We start from the raw sequence: 20,307 nt of genomic DNA, 5'->3' as shown, positions 1-20,307 counted from the left end.
TGGCCGGTAATGGTGATGTGATGGCAGCGAAACGAACCACGGTCGCGTTGGATCATCCCACGGTGGTCCCCGACAGCGCCGACGACGAGCACGAGCAGCATATCGTGCGCTGCCCGGCCTGTGGCCGGCCGCTGGCCGACCACGAGTAAGGATATCGAAACGAATCTTCTTTGTACGCGCCCGAACTGACCCACCCATGGGACTGTTCGACCGCCTCACTGGCGACGACGCCCCGCGGGTTGCCTTCTTCGGCATCGACGGGGTTCCGTACAGCCTGATCGAGGACAATCCGGACGTCTTCGAGAACCTCACCGCGATCGCCGAGGAGGGGACCGCCGGCCCGATGGATTCGATCGTACCGCCCGAATCGAGCGCCTGCTGGCCCGCGCTCACGACGGGCGTCAACCCCGGGGAGACGGGTGTGTACGGCTTCCAGGATCGCGAGATCGGCTCCTACGACACCTACGTGCCGATGGGCCGTGACGTCCAGGCGACCCGCGTCTGGGATCGCGTCGAAGAGGAGGGCCGCGACGCCACCGTGATGAACGTACCCGTCACGTTCCCGCCCCAGCGCGACGTCCAGCGGATGGTCTCGGGCTTTCTCTCGCCGGGCGTCGACGAGGCCGCCTACCCCGACGAGCTGCGCGAGACGCTCAACGGGACCGGCTACCGGATCGACAACAACGCGAAACTGGGCCACGATGACGACAAGACCGACTTCGTCGAGGACGCCCATGCGACCCTCGACGGCCGTTTCGAGGGGTTCTCGCACTACATCGAACAGGACGACTGGGACCTCTTCTTCGGCGTGTTCATGACGACCGATCGCGTGAACCACTTCCTGTTCAAACACTACGAGGAGGACGGCGAGTACAAGCAGGAGTTCCTCGACATCTACAGCAAGGTCGACGACTATCTCGGCCGTCTGCGCGAGATGCTGCCCGAGGACGTGACGATGGTCGTCGCCGCCGACCACGGCTTCACCAGCCTCGACCACGAGGTCCACTTCAACGAGTGGCTCCAGCGAGAGGGCTGGCTCTCGTACGGCGAGGACGACCACGACAGCCTCACGGACATCTCCGACGACACCGAGGCCTACGCGTTCATTCCTGGACGATTCTACATCAACCTGGAAGGGCGCGAGCCACGCGGTGCTGTGGCTGAGGAGGACTACGAGGACAAGCGCACCGAACTGAAGAAGGCCCTCGAAACACTCGAAGGCCCCGACGGCCGGAAGGTCTGCGAGCGCGTCGTCGAGAAGGGCGACGCCTTCCGGGGCGCACACGACGACATCGCCCCCGACCTCGTGGCGATCCCGAGCCACGGTTTCGATCTCAAGGCGGGCTTTTCGGGCCACGACGAGGTCTTCGACACCGGTCCACGCAACGGGATGCACAGCTTCGACAACGCCACGCTGCTCGTCGACGACCCGACCGCACGGATCGGCGGCGACACCGATCTCTTCGACGTCGCGCCGACGCTGCTCGATCTCATGGAGATCGACTACGACCGCGGCGAGTTCGACGGCGCGAGCCTCGCCTGAGCGAAGCAGTAGAGGGCTGAACCGCTACTCGTCGAGTTCGAAGGCGATCTCGACTTCGGCCTGATACTCGCGACCGTCGACTTCGGCGATCTCGACGCCGAGATTTTCTGTCGTCGCCCACTTGACGTTGTTGAGCGTGTCCTCGGCGCGGTCGACGGCGTCGTCGACGGCCGCCTCGAACCCGTCGTCGCTCGTTCCGATCATCGTGATTTTCTTGTAGACCATCGCGGCGTACGTTTCAGCCGGCAGGAGTATAAAACCCACGTCACGGCCGTTCTCACCCGGTCGTGGACGCCTACCTGGTCTCGCGTTCGCCGGTGTCGAGCCGTGCGACGATGGCATCGACGACGCCGCTCAGTCGTGCGCCGCCCCAGATGGCGACGACGGCCGCGCCGATCGTATCGAAGATGAGGTCGAGCATCGTGTCCTCGAGCCCATACTGGGTGAGGACGGTGCCCGAACCGACCAGCGCCGAGAGCGAACTGACCGTGAACTCGATGACCTCCCAGAAGACGCCGAAGGCGAGCACGAACAGGAAGATGAACACGACCATGAACTCCGAGGGAAAGGAGACCTCCCCGCTGTGGACGTCGAGCGCACGGGCAGCCGCGTAGCCGACGGCGGCGACGACCGACGCCGACAGCCCGTGGGTGAGATGGTCGTACCACCACAGCGACTGATACGGTGACAGCGTCGTCCAGGGGAGGCCGACGCCGCCGAAGGCGTGCAGGAAGACCGCGGCCGTGATCCATAGCGTCAGCCCCGTATCCATCGGGATGCCGTAATCGCGCTGGAGCACCCCGGGCAATCGCGTCACCGCGAGCGCGAGCAGGGTGTTGACGATGACGGTCGTGTTGCCCTGCAGGAGGCCGAGAACGAACATAGCGACGAGGCCGACTTCCATCGCGCGCGTGAGCTGGCGCTGGCGGTGTTCGGAGATACCGAGACGATCGCGCAGCCTCATCGAGCCACCTCGGGCAGGCGTTCGGGCGGCAGTCGCCGACGGACGTACCCCTCGAAGAAGAGGCCGGCACCGACGCCGGCGACCGTCGAGGCGACGAACTCCCACATCAGCGCGTCCTCCGAGCTGAGAAAGCCGGTGCCGAGATAGAGATCGGCGACCCAGCGGATGACCGCCCAGCCGCCCGCGGCCGCGAGCGTCGCGATCACGACGAAGCCGACGGCGAAGCGATAGCTCATCTCCACGGACGTGAACAGATGGAGTTCGACCGCGACGATGAGCGCGAGCGCCGCCACCGCGAGATAGGTCGCAACCCCGCTGACTGGGGGACTGAACGCGCGCGCGAGCGTCGGCAGGGCCGCGAGGGCGAGCACCTCCCAGGGTACCATCACCAGCGGCGAGCGGAGCGCAACGGCTGGTAACACGGAGAGCACGACGACGCTCGCGGCGAAGATCGCCCAGAGCAGTTGCCCGCGGACCAGCGAGACGACCGCGACGATGGCGACGAACGCGACGAAGATCCAGGCGAGCAGGGCGTTGGCCCGCTTGCTTTCGAGCAGTCGATCGAGCTCCGCGCGTGACATGGCTCGCCTTCGTCGGCGGGGGACTTCATCTCTCCCCTCAGAGCACGAGATAGACGGCGGCGTAGGCGATCGACGCGAGCGTCACCGCCGCCAGCCCGGTGAGGGCGGCCGTCAGCACGTTTTCGGCGTCGATCGCTCGTCGGGACCGCCGGAGGCGGCGGACGAGCGGGGCCGGCCCGACGGCACCGACCGCGAGCACGCTGAAGACGAACTCGTAGGACGAATCGACCGTCGGCGCGGGCACCGCGAGCGCGGCCACCGCGTAGGCGACTCCGAGCGTCGCGCGCCCGTGGATGTAGCTCGTCGGGCTGCGGTCGGTGAGCTCGCAGTAGACGATCGCCGCGAGCCAGATGGTGAGCAGTTCGAGCCAGAACGAGCCGAGCAGATGCAGCGTCGGATCGGCAGTGAGGACGATGCGCTCGCTCACGAGCCGGGTGGCGAACGGGTAGAGCATGTGCGGCGGCTCGCCGGTGAACAGATCGCCGAACGGATGGCTGATGAAGCCGATCAGCGCCGTCACCAGTATCGCTTTCGGGCCGAGATCGCCGTAGTGTGCGCCGAGTTCGGCGATCGCGAGGCTCGTGAGCGCGAACGCGGTCATCACGAGCGCGCCGAGCGGTCCGCTCACGACGCCGGCGACCGCGACCAGCCCGCCAAGTGCGAGCAGCGCGCCACCGGACTCGGCGTTCAACAGCGAGCGGAGACGCCGGATGTTCGGCAGCGAACCGTCGCTCCGGTCGCTCGTCTCCCCGCTCCGTGCGCGAGTCCAGAACCAGAGCGCGACGGCGACGACCGTGCCGACGACCAGCGAGTGGGTCACCGCACGATGGACGAGATTGCCGGCCGACCAGAAGCTCTCGGCGGCGTCGGCGACGCCGCTGGCCTCGGCCAGCCCAACCGGCGCGTAGAGGATGTCGACGTCGGGGGCGGCGGCGAACGCGCCCGCCGACGCGCCGAGGGCCAGCGAGCGCCCGCGCGAGCAGCCGACCAGGCGCGCCCCGCCCGCGACGGTCGCGAACGCACCCAGTGCGTGGCCGACGAACATACCGCTGCTGACGGCCGGGACGGGCATAAACCGTTCGTGGTGGGATGGTCAGCACCACGAAACGAACGTCATTTCAACGCTGCCCGAATCACCCCGGTATGGAACGACCCGCGGTGGGCGAACTCACCCCACCCAACCGAACGCTGATGGGCCCCGGTCCGAGCGACGTCCACCCGCGCGTTCGCCGGGCGATGGCCACGCCGCTCGTCGGCCATCTCGACCCTGCGTTCGTCGACCTGATGGATGAGGTTCAGGAACTCCTCCGCTACGTCTTCCGGACCGACAACGAGTGGACGGTCCCGATCAGCGGGACCGGATCGGCGGCGATGGAGGCCGCCATCGCGAACCTCACCGAGCCGGGCGACACGGTCGTGGTCCCCGGCAACGGCTACTTCGGCGGGCGGATGGCGTCGATGGTCGAGCGGTCCGGCGGCGAGACCGTGACGGTCGATGCCCCGTGGGGCGAACCGCTCGACATCGACGACGTGCGTGCGGCCTTCGACGCTCACGACCCCGACCTGCTGGCGTTCGTCCACGGCGAGACGAGCACCGGCGTGCTCCAGCCAAACGTGCCGGCGCTTACCGAGCTCGCTCACGACAACGACGCGCTCACCATCGTCGACGCGGTGACGACCTTCGGCGGCGTCGAGCTCAAGGTCGACGAGTGGGAGATCGACGCGGCGTACTCGGCCGCCCAGAAATGCCTCTCCGCGCCGCCGGGGGCGAGCCCGCTCACGCTCGGCGAGCGGGCGATGGCGAAGATCGAACAGCGCGAGTCGTCGGTGAACTCCTGGTATCTCGATCTCACCGAGCTCACCGACTACTGGGGCGAGGAGCGCGCCTACCACCATACCGCGCCGATCACGAACGTCTACGCACTGCGGGAGGCGCTGCGCCTCGCCGCCGAAGAGGGGATCGAAGCGCGCTGGGAGCGCCACGAACGCGTCGCGAACGGGCTGCGAGCCGGCATCGAGGCGATGGGGCTCGAACTCGCGAGCACGAGCTGGCTGCCGAGCCTGAACACCGTTCGCCTGCCCGCCGACATCGAGGATTCGACCGTGACCGACGAGCTGCTCGACGGCTACGATATCGAGGTCGCGGGCGGGCTGGGCGATCTCTCCGGCGAGATCCTCCGGATCGGCTGCATGGGCCACTCCGCGCGCCGCTCGAACGTACTGTCGGTGCTCGGGGCACTCGGCGACGTTCTCGGCGAGAGCGCTGGGATCGACGCCGACGCGGGGCTCGCGGCGGCGCGAAAAGAGCTGTCGAACTAGACGAGCAGCGACGGGCCGAGCGACGGATGAAGCACGTCGTACTCGCCCGTACTGTCGACACCGATGACCGCCCAGTCGTAGTCGGGTTTGGCGTTGATCAAGCGGTCCCTGAGATCGTGGGCCGCGTCCATCCACGCGACGAAACAGCGAAGCTCGCCCGATTTGGGCAGTTCGGTCGCCTCGTCGGCGGCCGTGACGCGGACGACGCGCCATTTGCGTTCGGCTCTGAGCTCGCAGCCGCTGCCAGAGACGGTGTAGCCGAGTTCCGTGAATATCGACCGGGCCTCCTCGGACGGGGTTGTGGTAACAGTCCCCATTGACAGAGAGATACGCATGCCGACATCATAAACGTTCGTGCCGAGCAATATCGTTGTTTTGACGTTTTCTTGGCCCCAGAATGGTCGAGTTCCGTCACCGGACCGTCCGGCAGGGGTTTCGTGCTATCGGGCGAGAAACCGTCGACGGTGTGTTCCGTGAGGCATATACCGCAGTTGATGATGAGAGTGGTACGGAGTGATCATCGATTCTTCGCGTCGAATTCCGCACCGTCCCGACCGGTGTGATGGAGAAGCTCGGCTCCCGCATCGACGGCGTCCGGAGCATCGAGCTCGACAACGCCTTCTACATCGAGGACGGGAAGTGGATCGAATCGCTTACGATATCCTCGACAACTGATTTCGATCCTCACGACGCCATCGCGGATATCTGGGGCGTGCGGATGTTCTACACGCACGAAATTCCGACCGGACCGTCCGAGATCGTCGTCCGTCGGCTCACACTCGTCGCCAACGAATCGTATCCGTTCATTCTCGGGCTGGTGCTGCGCCACGAGGCGATCCCGAATCGGATCGTTCTCCAGGGGAACGAGTTCGAGGTCGTCGTGACCGCGCGGAACTGGGAGTCGTTTCGGGCGCTCGCCGACGATCTCGAAGAGTCACTGGGCGCGTTCGAGCTACAGAGCGTGAGCCAGATAGAGAACCCCGGCGAGCCGCTGGACGGTGGTCGAATAACCGAGGTCATCACGACGAAGCTTGCGGACGAACAGCTTGCGGTTCTCGAAACCGCCTACGAGCTGGGCTACTTCGACGTTCCGCGGACGGCATCGACGAACGATATCGCCGGGGCGCTGGACGTCTCCCAGTCGACGGCTAGCGAACGGTTGCGCGTCGCGGAACGGAACCTCTTGGCGCTGCTCTACGGCTCACGCAAAGAGTAGAACGAAACACGACGAATAGCGGTCGGGGCGGACCACCAGTATATAAAGATCGGTCGTGACCAGCGGGTATCGGGGATAATTTCAATGAGATACCTTCCATTTGCTACCTCGTAGCATGGTACCGAACGATCATCGACGATCAACTGACGCCATCGATACACGACGGATCACCCGTCGACGGTGGCTCGCGGCCACGGCCGGCACCGTCGGGCTGTCCACGCTCGCGGGCTGTAGCTCGTCCCTCGGCGGACGCGACGCCGGGAACACGCTCAATGCCGACGTTCCCAAAGGAACGCCCGCGAGCGTCGAGACCAAATACTGGCACGACTGGCCGACGCTCGACGACGCGGCACAGGCCGAGGGCCCACCGCTCGACTACACCGCACGTGCGGGAGCGCCGCTCGAAACACTGACGATGGAGTTCTCCAGCGACGACGATCCCTGGAGCAAACAGCACGCGCTGATGATGAAAAGCAGCGTCAACGCGCTGGGCGCTCCTGCCCGCATCATCGACCGGCCGCTGAATCAGCTGTACGCACAGAGCTGGGACACACCGGGACTCGAAAACGTGTTTTCGATGAGCACTCACGGCCCGGACCCGGTCCGCGGAATCGGGCCGAACGCGCTGTTGACCCGGCGCTCCAAGGACAGCCCGTTCAACTACGACAATTACTGGCATCCGCGGATCAACGAGCTTCTCGACAAACAGGACGAGATCACTGAAGACGAGCAACGACGCGCCGATCTCATACAGGAAGTTCAGAAAATCTTCGCTGAGGACGTCGGCGCGATCATCAGCCTCTTTCCGGACGTGATCACCGCGGCGAACACCCGCAATTTCGAAGGCTACGTTCCGACGCCCGGCCCCGGTCCGACCCGGGACACCTTCCAGTGGACGGAGGTCAACCTCCAGCCACGGACGGGCGACCGAAGCTACGTCAAGGGGACGACCACGTCGATGAACTCGCTCAATCAGCCGTGGTCGGCCGGCGGTGCCGAGGAGTACCGCCTCAAATACATCTACGACGGGCTGTTCGACGCCTCGCCGGATCTCGACGTGATCCCCGCGCTCGCGACCGGCGGCGGGTTCGTCGACGACACCACCGTCGAAGTCGATCTCCGTGACGGGGTGAAATGGCACGACGGCAAGCCGTTCACACCCGAAGACGTCACGTTCTCGCTCGATTTCTTCGAACAGCACAGCGCGACCAGCGTCGTGCCGTTCTACGAACCGGTCGAGAGCACCGAGATCCTCTCGCGGACGGACGGCGGGCGGGTTCGATTCAACCTCACCGGCCCCGACGCGACGTTCATGACACAGGGGGTAGTCCAGAGCACGGTCATCCCGAAACATCGCTGGAAGGACGTCAGCTCGCCCACCCAGTACAACCCCAACAACCCCGTCGGCACCGGCCCGTTCAAGTTCGTCGACTGGAGTCAGGGAACCCGATTCCGGGTCGAGCGCTGGGACAACAACTGGATGTGGAGCGACGAGTTCCGATCGAAGGCGCTCGGCGATTACTTCGAGAGTGGCCCCGGCATCGAGAGCGTGCTCTGGGTCAACGTCGCCAACAGCACGGCGATGATCGGCGCGCTCCAGAGCGGCGAGATCGACGCCGTCGGTGGCGTGCTCTCGAACACACAGGCCGATCGGGCGAGCCAGCCAGCGGCGATCTCGAAGATGACCGCCAAGAACTTCGCCCCGCTCGATACGAAGCTGATGTTCTCGGTGCCGCTCATCCGCGACAAGGAGTTCCGCGTCGCGCTGGCGAAGGCGATCGACAAACAGGGGTTCGTCGACACGTTCCTCAACGGCCGGGCGACGGTCCAGGGCGAGAACCCGATCTCGCCGCTGCTCGATACGTGGCACAACCCGAACGCCAAGCGCTACGGCTACGATCGCTCGGCGGCCCGAACCATCCTGCGGAAGGCGGGCTACACGTGGGACGAGGAAGGAACGATTCACTTCCCGGAGGGGCAGGCGTGGGCCGCGTTCGTCGAACGCATCCAGAACGGGAACACGCACAAGCGGCGCACCGAACTCGGCCAGCCGGATTTCTCGAACACACACGGGACGGAGTCACAATGACGATACCGACAGCGACACGACAGGCACAGTGGACGGAGCCGAATCGCGGCCACGGAGGCCGCCGATGAGCGAGTTCCAGCGGTTCCTGGTCAAACGGACCGCGATCGCGGCGGCGTTGACCCTCGTCGCCATTTCGGTGATCTTCGTGATCCTCCGACTGTTGCCGGGCTCGCCGTTCGAGACGCTGATCACGACCGGCAATCTCACGCCCGAGCAGGCACAGGAGATCATCGCGGCCTACGGGCTGAACGAACCGATTCTCCAGCAGTACATCAAATACGTCGAGAACCTGCTGACCTTCCAGTTCGGCTACTCGATCCGGCGGAGCCAGCCGGTCTGGGCGATCCTCGGACCGCGACTGTTGAACACGCTGTTGTTGCTCATCCCGGCACTGATCACGACCGCCGTCCTGAGCAGCCTGCTCGGGATGTACGCCGGTTGGAATCGTGGCTCGATAACCGAGAAGCTGAGCATCGTCGTGACGACGTTCCTCCGGTCGACGCCGGTGTTCATCACGGCGATCTTCCTGCTGATCGTCTTCGGCTACCAGCTCGGGCTCGTCCCGACGTTCGGGATGCGAAGCCTGACGGCCTCACCCGACGGACTGATCGAGACCTACCTGTCGGTCGATTTCCTGCATCACTACGTCCTGCCGTTCACCGTGGCGGTCCTGTTCTACAGCGGGGATTTCCTGCTGCTCGCGCGTAACGGCGTCGTCGAGAAGAAGGGATCGGCGTTTCTCAAACTCCACGAGGCGAAGGGGCTCACCGAGATTGAACAGCTTCTCCGTGCCGGGCGGAACTCGCTGCTGCCCATCATCACCTACTTCGCACTCAGACTAGGGATGGTGTTCCAGGGGCTCATCCTGCTCGAAGTCGTCTTCGCGTGGCCCGGCATCGGCCGGCTGCTCGTCGTCGCCATCCGCCAGCAGGACTACCCGCTGATCCAGGCCGCCGTGTTCATCATGGCGCTCGCGGTCATCGTGATGAACCTCGTCGCCGATAGCCTCTACGAGTATCTCGATCCAACCGTCTCGACGACCGGGGGTGGTGCGTGATGAGCACCGGCTCGGCCTCTGTTCGCGAGCGTCTCGTGGGTCGGTACGGCTGGATCGCCGACCAGCTCCGCTTTCTTGCCGGCGACCGGCTCGCCCTCGGCGGGGTGATCGTCATCGCGCTGTTCGGCTTTCTCGGGCTGTTCGGCCCGCTGCTCGCGCCACACGATCCCGTCGCGTACAGCGCCCGGACGGCAAGCGGTTCGATCGCGGTGCTCGAAGCCCCGAATCTCGACTCCTGGTTCGGCACCACCGCCTTCGGCAAGGACGTGTTCAGCCAGTTCCTCGCGGGGGCACGGCCGACGCTCATCGTCGGACTGGTCGGCGGCATCGGCACCGGCGTCATCGGCTTCCTCGTCGGACTGACGAGCGGCTACTTCGGCGGCTACGTCGACGAGCTGCTGATGCGGCTGACCGATCTGACGTTCTCGCTGCCGCTGACGCCGATGGCGCTGCTGTTGCTGACGTTCGTCAGACCGAACGTCTGGCTCATCGCGCTCATCATCATGCTGTTCCTCTGGAAGATGCCCGCGCGGGTCGTCCGGTCGGAGGTGCTCGCGGTCAAAAACCGGACGTTTGTCAGGTCGGCGCGTGCGAGCGGGGCCGGCCACCTGCGGACGATGTTCTACCATATCGCTCCGAACGTGCTCGCCACCGGATTCCTGTATACGGCCTACGGGATCGCGTGGTCGATCTCGCTCCAGGCCAGCCTCGCGTTTCTCGGCTTCGGCGACCCGACCGCGACGAGCTGGGGGCGGATGCTCCGGCAGGTGTTCGCCTCCGGCGCGATCCGGGTCGCGTGGTGGTGGGTGCTGCCGCCCGCCATCGGTATCGCCGCTGTCACGACGTCCGTGTTCCTCATCGGCCGACGGTACGAGGAACGGATCAACCCCGAAATCACAGCCAGCCAATGACACTGCTCGACATCACCGACCTCACGGTCACGTACAGCACCGACGACGAGACGATCCACGCCGTCAACGGCGTCTCGTTCACCATCGACGAGGGCGTCAACTACGGCCTCGCCGGCGAATCCGGCTCCGGGAAATCGACGGCCGCCGAGGCGGTCCTCGGGTTGCTCGCCGACAACGGAACCGTCGAATCCGGTACGATCGAGTTCAAGCGGACGGAGCTGACGGCGCTCTCGACCGAGCAACGCCGCGATGTCCTCTGGGAGGAGATCGCCTACATCCCACAGAGCGCGATGGATTCGCTCGACCCAGTGATGACGACGGGCGCACAGATCAAACAGGCGATTCAGAAACACCGCAACGTCTCGACGGCGAAGGCACGCGATCGCGTACGGGAGCTGTTCGAGCGCGTCGGGCTCGATCCGAACCGCATCGACGACTACCCACACGAGTTCTCCGGCGGGATGCGCCAGCGCGTGACGATCGCGATGGCGCTCGCGCTCGATCCGGAGCTCATCATCGCCGACGAGCCGACGACCGGTCTCGACGTCATCGTTCAGGACAGGATCGTCGACACGATCCTCGACATCCAGGAGCGCATCGACAGCTCGCTGTTGCTGATCACCCACGATATCGGCGTCATCGCCGAGACCTGTGACGAACTATCGCTGCTCTACGGCGGCAAGGTGATGGAGCAGGGCAGCGTCGAGAGCGTGCTCATCAACCCGTCGAACCCCTACACGATGGGGTTGAAGAACTCCTTCCCGTCGGTCGACGACACCGACGAGAACCCGGTGTCGATCCCCGGCTCGCCGCCGAACCTCACCGAAGAACCCTCGTCGTGTGTTTTCGTCGATCGCTGTCCGTTCGCCACCGAGGAGTGCGAGGCCTCACATCCGGACGTGGTCGATCTCCCGAACCGCAACCAGCGTTCGGCCTGTCATCACGTCCAGCAGGCCGCACGGATGCGTCGCGACGCCGTGGACCCGGCGACGTGGGGGATCACCGAGGACGAGGCGACGACAGCCGAGACCGACGAGACGCTGCTCGAAACGAACGGACTCGAAAAGCACTATGACCAAAGCCAGCCGCTCATGGCGCGGCTTCGGGGCGAGGAGCGAGAGCACGTCCGGGCGGTCGACGGCGTCTCGCTCGACGTCCAGCGTTCGGAGATCCTCGGCGTCGCCGGGGAATCGGGTTGTGGGAAATCCACGCTCGGCGAGACGATCGCGCTGCTCGAAGAGCCGACCGACGGCGAGATCACCTTCGACGGGAAACCGTTCGAGGAGTATCGCGACGGGGAGATGAAGGAGTTCCGCCGGAAGATGCAGTTCGTCTTTCAGGATCCCTACGACGCGCTGAACCCGCGTCAGCGGGTTCGAGAGCTCGTCGGCGAGCCGCTGACGATCCACGACTACCGGACCGACGAGCGCGAGCAGGCGATCGTCGAAACACTCGAACGGGTCGGTCTCACGCCCGCGACGGAGTTCCTCGATCAGTACCCACACGAGCTCTCGGGTGGCCAGCGCCAGCGCGTCGCGATCGCTCGCGCGCTCGTACTCGATCCGGATTTCCTGATCTGTGACGAACCCGCATCGATGCTCGACGTCTCGCTGAAAGTCAACCTCCTGAACCTCCTGCGGGAGCTCGCGACCGAGGCCGGTATCGGCATCATCTACATCTCGCACGATCTCGCGAGCCTCACGCAGGTCTCCGACCGGCTCGCCATCATGTATCTCGGCCGGATCGTCGAGATGGGCGCGACCGGAGGGGTCGTGTCGGCACCGAAACATCCCTACACGAACGCGCTGCTCTCGGCATCGCCCGAGAAAGACCCCTCGGTCGATCGCAACCGGGTCCTCCTCGACGGCGAACCGCCGGACCCGGTCGATCTTCCCCAGGGCTGTGCGTTCGCCCCACGCTGTCCAAAGGCTCGTGAGGAGTGCAGAGAAGCCGAGCCGAAAGCGGACGAAACGGCGGATGGTGGACACACGGCAGCCTGCTATTACCCCGAGGACGAGGCACAGTATTCGTCCATCGACGAGGCATTCGAGTCGGCCACGCGCGGGGAGTCGACGGGCGACTGAGCCTCGATTCCCCGCCTTCCCTACGTGCTCTCGTGGCGAGCCATCGTCGACTGTGGCGTCCTCCGTACGTGAATCGGACGGTTCGAATCACAGCGGACACCGATCTGCTGTGCGGGAGCGATGGCACCGAGCGTCACCTCGATCCACGATGGAGACCAACGTGATGAATGTGTCTCAGACCGCCGATAAAGAGACGCTAACAGGCAATTTCGTCCGTTTCAGTCGTAATGACTTCACTTTCAGTCTGTTGTTAACGACGTCTTATCCCGGTGGAGTACCTTCGATGACATATGACAGTGACCGCAGCCCGAGAAGACCTTCGCGACGGCGAGGCGGTGATGCGGGTCGAGAATGCGGGACTGATCCCCGAATCAGATATTCAGTCGTGAGCACATCCACGTCGTACGACGAAGCGCTCGCAACGCGACCGTTCAAACACGAGATCGACAAGCGCGACCGACGGGCGCTCTCGGAGCGCCTGACCGTCATCGAGCACGGACCCGACGTTTACCAGGTCTACAGCGAGGAGGGCATCGAATATCTCGTCGACATTCGAGAGCCGTCCTGTACCTGTCCCGATTTCATCTATCGGGAGGCCGACTGCAAACACATCCGCCGCGCCCGCATCGAAGCCGGCAGTCGCGATCTCGATGCACTCGATACGGAGATCCAGGACGCGCTCGATACGCTCGACGATCACATCGCCTCCCTCGCGGCCCAGCGTGCCGAGCTCGTGCGTCTCCGGCGCGACCTCGATCATTTCGGATAGCGCCGGATTCTCTACTGTGCTTGCAAACGAGCGCCCCGACGTTTTGATCGCCGAGTAACGACCTCCGATGTGATGATCGGACTCGCACTCGGCAAGAAAGCGGTCAAGCATGGCTACAAACGCGCCGGGATCCCCGGTGCGATCGCGACCGGTGGTGCAGCAGCCATGGGATACGTGGTTGTCAAGCGGGCGCTCAAGTCGCGAACGGGCGAGGAGAACGTCGATTCGGCGATCGACACCGATCGGATCAAGTCGGCCGTCGACGAGCAAGGGATCGGCGCGGTGACCGACCGCGAGACGCTCGAATCGGCCGTCGACGAGGAGCAACTCGACGCGGACGTCGATATGGAGAGCATCCAGTCGGAGACGGAGAACGAAGCCGACGAACTAGAGGGTGATTCGGACGATAGTTCGTCATAACGAAGCAACGATCCGGCACGGAGCGATCTTCTGCATGGGCGTCAGCGGTCGACCGGCATAGTCAAGCAATCAGCGGTCGAACAGCTCCCGCCCGGGTGCGCCGTCCTCGATCCAGACGACATATAAGATGGCCAGGAGCGTCACCTGTGCCAGCAGTCCGGGCGTGAAGGCGAACTCCGGAATGTGCGTGAGGAAGGTCCCCTCGTCGCCGAACGGTGGCGGCGGGAGCAGCGGCCAGCCGAGCGACGAGAGGTAGGTGTACTCGCCCGACAAGAGGTAGCCGTATCCGTCACCGATCAGATGGGAGCCATAACCGACGGTGAAGGCGACACCGAGGTCGGGACGGCCGCGGCGGCGATAGTAGTAGCCGACGAGCGCACAGACGGCCACCAGAGCGAACAGCGAGTGCGCGAGCGAGCGACCGCTCGGGAGGACGTGAAACGTCCACGCCAGCGGTTTGTCGACGAGGTCCGGGAACTGCGTCCCGAGCAGGACGAGCAGCACCGTCGTTCGGTCCATCTCCCAGTCCGGGACCACCCGCACGAGCGCCGACACGAGGAGATAGCCGAACGCGAGGTGGCCCCACGGCAGCATTGTCGATGGATATCGGCGAGACCGAATGACCGTTGCGGTCGCCCTGACGACTGCGCGAAACAGACGGTGCGTGTACCGTGCTATCGTCCGCGAGCGAACAACTGGCCTGAACCGGCAGTATCGACATCGACCGTCCGGAGCGCATCCCACAGCGTCGCCGCGTTGCTGGTGACGACCGGCAGCCCGAAATCGGCTTCGAGCGTCTCGACGACCGATAGCGACGGGTAGTTCGTACACGAGACGAAGACGCCGTCGGGATCGTCGGCGTCGGCCAGAAGCGTGTCGACCTGTCGGTAGGCGTCTTCGGGCGTGAGTGCGCCGATGTCGGTGTTCGCCGTGATGTCGAGTCCGTCGACGGCGACGACCTCGCGGCCGCTTTCTTCGAGGTAGGCCACCTCCCGTTGGGTGAGATCGTCCACGTACGGTGTGGCGAGAGCGATACGCCGGCAGTCGAGCGCATCGAGAGCCCGCTCCACCGAGAGCGCGGTCGCCACGGCCGGACAGTCCGCCGTCGTCGCGATCTCCGCTTCCAGCTCGGCGTCGAAGCCGTGTCCGTGGAGGAGACTGCCGGTCGTACAGCCGTAGGCCACGACATCGACGTCGGCGTGAGCCAGCAGCTCCGCACACTCGATCGTGCGGTCGGCCATCGCGTCGAGATCGTCCGCGGTGACGTCTTCGAGAGGCATCCGGGCGGCGTGGACGCTCGTCCCCGCCGGGCAAGCGGTCGTCAGCTCCGGTTCGGCGGTCGTGTTTGAGGAGGGAACGATGAGCCCGAGCCGGGCGCGCCAACCGGTCATGGCTCGTCGATGCCCGTCTTTTCGTCCGCACGATCGCGGGCTTCGAGTTCTGGATCACGCTCGGCGGGCTCGCCGTGACCGCCACCGCCAGGCGTGCGGACGGTCACTGTGGTGTCGGCCGCGACCTCGCGGGTCGTCTTCGCCGGGACGCGTTCCCCGTCGATGCGGTTCTCGCCGGTCGCGCCGTCCCTGCCGCCGGCGATGCCACGGGGGGCGATGCGACGTCGTTCGGTGAGTAGCGACACCGTCGCGCTGGTTTCGAGCCTGACGGAGCGCTCGATCCCTAACCCACCGCGATGGCGTCCCGCGCCGCCGCTGTCCGGCCGGAGCGCGTACCGCTCGACGGTGAGCGGATAGGCCGCTTCGAGCGCCTCCACGGGCGTGTTCAGGGTGTTCGTCATCCCGACCTGAACGCCGTCCATCCCGTCTCTATCGGGGCGAGCACCGAAGCCGCCGCCGATGGTCTCGTAGTAGGAGAACTCGCTTGTGCCGTTCTCGCCGTCGGTCCGCCCGCCGATCGTGAGGTTGTTCATCGTGCCCTGTCCGCCCGCGGGCACCACCTCGGGTGCGGCGTCGGCGAGCGCGGCGAAGGTGACGTCGGTCACGCGCTGGCTCGTCTCGACGTTGCCACCGACGACGGCGGCCGGCGGCTCGGGATGCAACAGCGTTCCCGACGGCACGTCGACGGTGATCGGTTCGTAACATCCCTGGTTCGGCGGGATCTCTGGATCGGTCACACAGCGGAGCACGAAGTAGACCGCGCTTTTCGCCACCGCGAGTGGCGCGTTCAGGTTGCCTGCAACCTGTTCGGCCGTCCCCTCAAAATCGACCGTCGCCGCGCCGCCGTCGAGCGTGACGCTCACCTCGATGGGGATCTCGGCGTCGGTCACGCCATCGCCTTCGAGGGCATCGCTCGCACTCCAGGTGCCATCCGGCAGGGCGGCGAGTTCGCTCGTGATCCGCTCGCGCGAGTAGTCGATCACCGCATCGAACGCGTCGAGCAGTTGCTCGCGGCCGTGCTCGTCGAGCAGCGATCGCATGCGTTCGCCGCCGCGCTCGTTGGCCGCGAGCTGGGCGCGCAGATCCGCCCAGCGCTCGCGGGCGTTGCGAACGTTCGCGAGGATCAGCTCGCGAACATCCGTGTCGATCTCGCCACCCTCGACGAGTCGCGTCGGCGGGAGGCGCAGCCCCTCTTGGTGGATCTCGCGCGCACCGGCCGGCATGCTCCCGGGCGTCATCCCGCCGACGTCGGCGTGGTGAGCGCGCGAGACGGCATAGCCGACGATCTCGTCGTCGGCAGCGTCTTCCGTGAGGCTGATCGGCGAGACCATCGTGATGTCCGGGAGATGCGTCCCGCCGGCGAAGGGATCGTTGAGCACGAACACGTCGCCTGGGCATGGGTCGTGATCGAGAACGGCGGCGACCGCCTCGGGCATCGCGCCGAGATGCACGGGAATGTGTTCGGCCTGGGCGACGAGCCGCCCGTCGGCATCGAACAGCGCGGTCGAACAATCCCGGCGTTCCTTGATGTTCGGCGAGTACGCGCTCGTGATGAGCACCTCGCCCATCTCCTCGGCGACGCCTTCGAGCTGGTTGCGGATGATTTCGAGCGTGACCGCATCAAGTTCGGGAGCGTCGCTGCTCATCGGGTCACCTCCCGTTCGAGGACGAGCGTGCCGTCCATGCCGACCGTTCCCGTCCACGACGGTGGCACGACGACGGTGCTCTCCGTTCCTTCGAGAATCGCCGGCCCGGTCAGTTCGCGGTCGGTAGCGAGGGCTTCGCGGGCGTAGACCGGTGTTTCGTGGCATTCGTTACCGAAAATCACTGTTCGACTGTCCGTCCGTGATTCGCCGTTGCCGGCGTACGTGAGTGTCGTCGGTTCGCGCTCGATTGTCGCCGTCGTCCGGAGCGTCACGAGTTCGACCGTATCGTCCATCCGATAGCCGTAGGCGGTCTCGTGGGCCTGCTGGAACCGTTCGGCGAGCCCGTCCGGATCGATCGGCTCCTCGACAGGGATCGTGAGTTCGAAACTCTGGCCCGCGTACCGACAGTCCGCCGCCCGCTCGATGTGAGCCGCGTCCGAATCCGACGAATCCGCGCTGACGCGTGCGGCGAGCTCGTCGTAGGCAGTCTCGACGGTATCGATGTCGAGATCGCCGAGTGACGTTCGATGAGTACGGACGGCGTCGTGTTTCTCGTCGGCCGCCAGGAGCCCGTACGCCGACAACACGCCACAGGCACGCGGGACGACGACCCGTTCGATGTCGAGAGCATCGGCGAGCGCGGTCGCGTGCATCGGCCCCGCGCCGCCGAAGGCCACGAGGCCGAATTGGCGGGGGTCGTGACCGCGCTCGACGGTAATCGAGCGGATCGCGCGGGTCATCGTCGCGTTCGCCACGCGGTAGACCCCACGGGCGGCTGCCACTGGGCCATCGAGGTCGGACTCGTTCGCGAGATCGGCGAGTGCGTCGTGGGCCGCTCTCTCATCGAGTTCGAGTTCGCCGCCGAGTGCCGAACTCCCACCGATGTAGCCGAGGACGACGTTCGCGTCCGTGACCGTCGGCGTGGTGCCGCCGCGGCCGTAACAGGCAGGCCCGGGGTTTGCCCCCGCGCTCTCGGGACCCACCCTGAGTGCGCCGCCGGCATCGACCCACGCGACCGAACCGCCGCCGGCACCCACGGTCGTGAGATCGACCATCGGTACGCCGATCGGGCGACCGTCGATCGTGGCGTCGGTCGTGCGCTCGACGTCGCCGTCGCGGACGAGGCTCACGTCCGAGGAGGTCCCGCCCATGTCGAAGGTGATGAGCCCTTCCAGATCGTCGGCCCGGCCGGTAGCCGTCGTCTCGGCACCGACGACGCCCGCTGCCGGTCCCGACAGGACGGTGGTGACGGCGTTCTCACGGACGGTCGTCGGGTCGGCGATGCCGCCGTTGGACTGCATCACGCGCGGTGCGGGAACGCCCAGTTCCTCGGCACGGCTTTCGAGTCGACCGATGTAGCTGTCGATCGCCGGGGTGACGTACGCGTCGGCGACCGTCGTGGCGGTGCGTTCGTACTCGCGGAACTCCGCCAGCACCTCGTGGGAGACCGAGACGTTGGCGTCCGATTCCTCACGGAGGACCTCGGCGACGCGGCGCTCGTTGTCGGGGTGGGCGTAGGCGTGGAGCAGACAGACCGCAATGGATTCGACGTCGTCATCGAATTCGGCGGCGAGTGTCCGCACTTCGTCCTCGTCGATCGGCGTCTCGATGCCGTCGACGGTCGCGCGTTCGGCGAGTTCGTGACGTCGCCGACGGGGGACCAGCGGCGTCGGCTTCTCGACGTCGAGATCGTACAGCGCGGGCCGGTCCTGGCGGCCGATCTCGAGGACGTCCCTGAACCCCGCGGTCGTGACCAGTGCCGTCGTCGCGCCCGCCTCTTCGAGGAGAGCGTTGACCGAGACGGTCATCCCGTGGGCGAACGAGTCGACGTCATCCGGAGCGACGGCGGCCTCGGCGCAGGCTTTCTCGATGCCCTCAATCACGCCGACGCTCTGATCCTCGGTACTCGGTACCTTCGCGGTCGTGAGATCATCGCCGTCGAGGAGGACGACATCGGTGAACGTCCCACCGACGTCGACGCCGAGGCGTACGTCGTGGTCGTCGGCAGCGAGGCGCTCTTCGGGGGCCATCTAGATCACCCCCACCACCGTGAGCAGTGACCGGACACCGAGCCAGACGACGATCACCGTGACGATACCACCGAGGACGTTCGACACCGTACCGTTGGTGTACTCTCCGAGGAGTGTCTCCGAGTTCATGGCGATGATGAGGAAGACCGCAACGATCGGCAGGAGTATGCCGTTGACGACCTGTGCGAAGACGATGATCTCGACGGGGCTACCGCCGACGAAGACCGACGAGACGCCAACGAGGAGGATGACTCCCCACACCGACTGAAAGCGGGTCGCCGAGAGATCCGTCTCCCAACCGAGCGCGCCCGCCGTGGCGTACGCACCAGCCAGCGAGGCCGTCGTCGCGCTGGTGAACCCCGCGGCGAACAGGCCGATGCTGAAGAACAGCGTCGCGTACGGGCCGGCGATCGGGCGGAGCTGTTCGGCCATCCGCCCGATGTCGGTGATCTCGGTGCCGGTCGGGAACGCAGCGGCAGCCGTCACGAGCACCGCGATCGTGATGGTTCCCCCGATAATGACCGAGATTACGGTATCGGTTCGACACGCACCCAGTTCGTCCGGGCCGCTCCACCGCTCTTGGACGTTGCTCGCGTGCAAGAAGAGGTTGTAGCCGACGACGGTCGTTCCGATCAGCCCCGTGATGAGAAAGAGCGATCCCTCCGGGATCTTCGGGACGAACCCGACCGCGAGCGCACCGAGGTCAGGACCGATGAGCGCCGCCGAGACGAGAAAGGAGATGGCCATGATCGCGACCAGTCCGACGAGCGCGCGCTCGATGAGCTTGTATTTGCCCGTATAGAGGAGTGCGCCGGTCACGATGCCGATGACGATCCCCCAGACGGTTGAACTCACACCGGTGATGGTCTCCAGTCCGGCTGCCCCGCCCAGAATGTTCCCGGCTTCGTAGGCAGCCGTGCCGACCCCGATGGCGGCGACGACGAGGAGGATCGATCCCCACTTCGCGATCGGGTTGTCGAACTGATCGCGCAATGCTTCGCCGAGCCCCTCGCGGGAAACGAGCCCGAGACGAGCGCTCATTTCCTGGAGAACGATCGTCGCGAGTATCGAAAAGGCGAGCGTCCAGACCAGCGCGTAGTCGAACCGTGCACCGGTGACGCTCGCGGTCGTCACGGTTCCGGGGCCGATGAAGGCCGCCGCGACCATCGCACCCGGACCGATCGCCCGTAGTCGCTGTATGAGTCCCATTGTCAATCTACCTCACGATAGTTGATTACACAATCCGTTGAAAAGGGTTCCTGTGGCCGGTGTGCATGCAGTATGCAG

General features: G+C 65.6%; 20 protein-coding genes. 10 read left to right on the top strand and 10 right to left on the bottom strand.

The features are described from left to right. Nucleotides 1-20 precede the first annotated feature (20 nt). Both MUK72_RS20230 and MUK72_RS13825 read left to right on the top strand, forming a co-directional pair. Entirely contained in the window at nucleotides 21-149 is a 129-nt protein-coding gene (locus MUK72_RS20230; RefSeq protein WP_004053815.1) for a hypothetical protein, read from the top strand. Nucleotides 150-196: 47 nt separating this feature from the next. Continuing rightward, nucleotides 197-1,543, top strand: a complete 1,347-nt coding sequence (locus MUK72_RS13825) for an alkaline phosphatase family protein (RefSeq protein WP_004053818.1) — start codon at nucleotides 197-199, stop codon at nucleotides 1,541-1,543. 24 nt (nucleotides 1,544-1,567) lie between these two features. Here MUK72_RS13825 and MUK72_RS13820 read toward each other — a convergent pair whose 3' ends face one another. From MUK72_RS13820 to MUK72_RS13805, 4 genes are all read right to left on the bottom strand, one after another. Next, the gene (locus MUK72_RS13820) at nucleotides 1,568-1,768 is read right to left on the bottom strand and encodes a dodecin (protein ID WP_004053820.1); all 201 of its coding nucleotides are present in this window, start codon (nucleotides 1,766-1,768) and stop codon (nucleotides 1,568-1,570) included. 70 nt (nucleotides 1,769-1,838) lie between these two features. Further along, nucleotides 1,839-2,507, bottom strand: coding sequence for a DUF2238 domain-containing protein (locus MUK72_RS13815; RefSeq protein ID WP_244702193.1), 669 nt, complete (start codon nucleotides 2,505-2,507; stop codon nucleotides 1,839-1,841). Next, on the bottom strand, nucleotides 2,504-3,088 hold the full coding sequence (locus tag MUK72_RS13810; protein WP_244702191.1) for a hypothetical protein: 585 nt from the start codon (nucleotides 3,086-3,088) through the stop codon (nucleotides 2,504-2,506). Before MUK72_RS13810 ends, MUK72_RS13815 begins: the two co-directional genes overlap by 4 nt. Nucleotides 3,089-3,125: 37 nt before the next feature. After that, nucleotides 3,126-4,160, bottom strand: coding sequence for a metal-dependent hydrolase (locus MUK72_RS13805; protein WP_425311072.1), 1,035 nt, complete (start codon nucleotides 4,158-4,160; stop codon nucleotides 3,126-3,128). Between the two features lie 71 nt (nucleotides 4,161-4,231). Here MUK72_RS13805 and MUK72_RS13800 point away from each other — a divergent pair, with 71 nt between their 5' ends. Then, the gene (locus tag MUK72_RS13800; protein WP_244702187.1) at nucleotides 4,232-5,407 is read left to right on the top strand and encodes a pyridoxal-phosphate-dependent aminotransferase family protein; all 1,176 of its coding nucleotides are present in this window, start codon (nucleotides 4,232-4,234) and stop codon (nucleotides 5,405-5,407) included. Here the strand turns inward: MUK72_RS13800 and MUK72_RS13795 are convergent. Further along, nucleotides 5,404-5,724: a DUF7116 family protein gene (locus MUK72_RS13795; protein ID WP_244702185.1), complete on the bottom strand. Its 321-nt coding sequence runs from the start codon at nucleotides 5,722-5,724 to the stop codon at nucleotides 5,404-5,406. The genes MUK72_RS13800 and MUK72_RS13795 overlap by 4 nt on opposite strands. 245 nt (nucleotides 5,725-5,969) lie before the next feature. On the opposite strand from MUK72_RS13795, the gene MUK72_RS13790 reads away from it, so the two are divergent. The 7 genes from MUK72_RS13790 to MUK72_RS13760 all read left to right on the top strand — a co-directional run bounded on the left by MUK72_RS13790 (nucleotide 5,970) and on the right by MUK72_RS13760 (nucleotide 13,953). Continuing rightward, complete coding sequence (locus MUK72_RS13790; protein WP_244702183.1) at nucleotides 5,970-6,623, top strand: helix-turn-helix domain-containing protein; 654 nt, start codon at nucleotides 5,970-5,972, stop codon at nucleotides 6,621-6,623. Nucleotides 6,624-6,738: 115 nt separating this feature from the next. Further along, nucleotides 6,739-8,712, top strand: a complete 1,974-nt coding sequence (locus MUK72_RS13785) for an ABC transporter substrate-binding protein (protein ID WP_244702181.1) — start codon at nucleotides 6,739-6,741, stop codon at nucleotides 8,710-8,712. Between the two features lie 64 nt (nucleotides 8,713-8,776). Then, nucleotides 8,777-9,769 carry an ABC transporter permease gene (locus MUK72_RS13780; RefSeq protein ID WP_244702178.1) on the top strand — a complete coding sequence of 331 codons (993 nt, stop codon included), beginning with the start codon at nucleotides 8,777-8,779 and terminating at the stop codon, nucleotides 9,767-9,769. Beyond that, entirely contained in the window at nucleotides 9,769-10,680 is a 912-nt protein-coding gene (locus tag MUK72_RS13775; RefSeq protein ID WP_244702175.1) for an ABC transporter permease, read from the top strand. The genes MUK72_RS13780 and MUK72_RS13775 overlap by 1 nt, the downstream gene beginning before the upstream one ends. Then, entirely contained in the window at nucleotides 10,677-12,764 is a 2,088-nt protein-coding gene (locus MUK72_RS13770; protein WP_244702173.1) for a dipeptide ABC transporter ATP-binding protein, read from the top strand. Before MUK72_RS13775 ends, MUK72_RS13770 begins: the two co-directional genes overlap by 4 nt. Before the next feature lie 385 nt (nucleotides 12,765-13,149). Continuing rightward, a complete protein-coding gene (locus tag MUK72_RS13765; RefSeq protein WP_244702171.1) occupies nucleotides 13,150-13,533 on the top strand; it encodes an SWIM zinc finger family protein in 384 nt (127 codons plus the stop codon). Between the two features lie 72 nt (nucleotides 13,534-13,605). Next, nucleotides 13,606-13,953 (top strand): hypothetical protein, encoded by a 348-nt coding sequence (locus tag MUK72_RS13760; RefSeq protein WP_244702169.1) that lies wholly within the window; start codon nucleotides 13,606-13,608, stop codon nucleotides 13,951-13,953. Nucleotides 13,954-14,022: 69 nt separating this feature from the next. Here the strand turns inward: MUK72_RS13760 and MUK72_RS13755 are convergent, their stop codons facing one another. From MUK72_RS13755 to MUK72_RS13735, 5 genes are all read right to left on the bottom strand, one after another. Then, the gene (locus MUK72_RS13755; RefSeq protein WP_244702167.1) at nucleotides 14,023-14,547 is read right to left on the bottom strand and encodes a metal-dependent hydrolase; all 525 of its coding nucleotides are present in this window, start codon (nucleotides 14,545-14,547) and stop codon (nucleotides 14,023-14,025) included. A gap of 80 nt (nucleotides 14,548-14,627) precedes the next feature. Further along, complete coding sequence (locus MUK72_RS13750) at nucleotides 14,628-15,344, bottom strand: maleate cis-trans isomerase family protein (protein ID WP_244702165.1); 717 nt, start codon at nucleotides 15,342-15,344, stop codon at nucleotides 14,628-14,630. After that, the gene (locus MUK72_RS13745) at nucleotides 15,341-16,990 is read right to left on the bottom strand and encodes a hydantoinase B/oxoprolinase family protein (protein WP_244702162.1); all 1,650 of its coding nucleotides are present in this window, start codon (nucleotides 16,988-16,990) and stop codon (nucleotides 15,341-15,343) included. The genes MUK72_RS13750 and MUK72_RS13745 overlap by 4 nt, the downstream gene beginning before the upstream one ends. Beyond that, entirely contained in the window at nucleotides 16,987-19,020 is a 2,034-nt protein-coding gene (locus tag MUK72_RS13740; protein WP_244702160.1) for a hydantoinase/oxoprolinase family protein, read from the bottom strand. Before MUK72_RS13740 ends, MUK72_RS13745 begins: the two co-directional genes overlap by 4 nt. Then, complete coding sequence (locus tag MUK72_RS13735) at nucleotides 19,021-20,229, bottom strand: Nramp family divalent metal transporter (protein WP_244702158.1); 1,209 nt, start codon at nucleotides 20,227-20,229, stop codon at nucleotides 19,021-19,023. Between the last annotated feature and the right edge of the window lie 78 nt (nucleotides 20,230-20,307).

Source organism: Halococcus dombrowskii (genome assembly GCF_022870485.1).
Classification (GTDB): Archaea; Halobacteriota; Halobacteria; order Halobacteriales; family Halococcaceae; genus Halococcus; species Halococcus morrhuae.
Note: the sequence above shows the minus strand (reverse complement) of the source record. Positions and strands in the feature narration are given on the sequence as shown.

What these genes read in the sequence shown, in the direction of transcription:
- MUK72_RS13780 (WP_244702178.1), top strand. Translation starts at nt 8,777, where the DNA reads ATGAGCGAGTTCCAGCGGTTCCTGGTCAAACGGACCGCGATCGCGGCG.
- MUK72_RS13750 (WP_244702165.1), bottom strand. Translation starts at nt 15,344, where the DNA reads ATGACCGGTTGGCGCGCCCGGCTCGGGCTCATCGTTCCCTCCTCAAAC.
- MUK72_RS13760 (WP_244702169.1), top strand. Translation starts at nt 13,606, where the DNA reads ATGATCGGACTCGCACTCGGCAAGAAAGCGGTCAAGCATGGCTACAAA.
- MUK72_RS13805 (WP_425311072.1), bottom strand. Translation starts at nt 4,160, where the DNA reads ATGCCCGTCCCGGCCGTCAGCAGCGGTATGTTCGTCGGCCACGCACTG.
- MUK72_RS20230 (WP_004053815.1), top strand. Translation starts at nt 21, where the DNA reads ATGGCAGCGAAACGAACCACGGTCGCGTTGGATCATCCCACGGTGGTC.
- MUK72_RS13820 (WP_004053820.1), bottom strand. Translation starts at nt 1,768, where the DNA reads ATGGTCTACAAGAAAATCACGATGATCGGAACGAGCGACGACGGGTTC.
- MUK72_RS13775 (WP_244702175.1), top strand. Translation starts at nt 9,769, where the DNA reads ATGAGCACCGGCTCGGCCTCTGTTCGCGAGCGTCTCGTGGGTCGGTAC.
- MUK72_RS13755 (WP_244702167.1), bottom strand. Translation starts at nt 14,547, where the DNA reads ATGCTGCCGTGGGGCCACCTCGCGTTCGGCTATCTCCTCGTGTCGGCG.
- MUK72_RS13800 (WP_244702187.1), top strand. Translation starts at nt 4,232, where the DNA reads ATGGAACGACCCGCGGTGGGCGAACTCACCCCACCCAACCGAACGCTG.
- MUK72_RS13810 (WP_244702191.1), bottom strand. Translation starts at nt 3,088, where the DNA reads ATGTCACGCGCGGAGCTCGATCGACTGCTCGAAAGCAAGCGGGCCAAC.
- MUK72_RS13790 (WP_244702183.1), top strand. Translation starts at nt 5,970, where the DNA reads ATGGAGAAGCTCGGCTCCCGCATCGACGGCGTCCGGAGCATCGAGCTC.
- MUK72_RS13745 (WP_244702162.1), bottom strand. Translation starts at nt 16,990, where the DNA reads ATGAGCAGCGACGCTCCCGAACTTGATGCGGTCACGCTCGAAATCATC.
- MUK72_RS13735 (WP_244702158.1), bottom strand. Translation starts at nt 20,229, where the DNA reads ATGGGACTCATACAGCGACTACGGGCGATCGGTCCGGGTGCGATGGTC.
- MUK72_RS13825 (WP_004053818.1), top strand. Translation starts at nt 197, where the DNA reads ATGGGACTGTTCGACCGCCTCACTGGCGACGACGCCCCGCGGGTTGCC.
- MUK72_RS13770 (WP_244702173.1), top strand. Translation starts at nt 10,677, where the DNA reads ATGACACTGCTCGACATCACCGACCTCACGGTCACGTACAGCACCGAC.
- MUK72_RS13740 (WP_244702160.1), bottom strand. Translation starts at nt 19,020, where the DNA reads ATGGCCCCCGAAGAGCGCCTCGCTGCCGACGACCACGACGTACGCCTC.
- MUK72_RS13785 (WP_244702181.1), top strand. Translation starts at nt 6,739, where the DNA reads ATGGTACCGAACGATCATCGACGATCAACTGACGCCATCGATACACGA.
- MUK72_RS13815 (WP_244702193.1), bottom strand. Translation starts at nt 2,507, where the DNA reads ATGAGGCTGCGCGATCGTCTCGGTATCTCCGAACACCGCCAGCGCCAG.
- MUK72_RS13795 (WP_244702185.1), bottom strand. Translation starts at nt 5,724, where the DNA reads ATGGGGACTGTTACCACAACCCCGTCCGAGGAGGCCCGGTCGATATTC.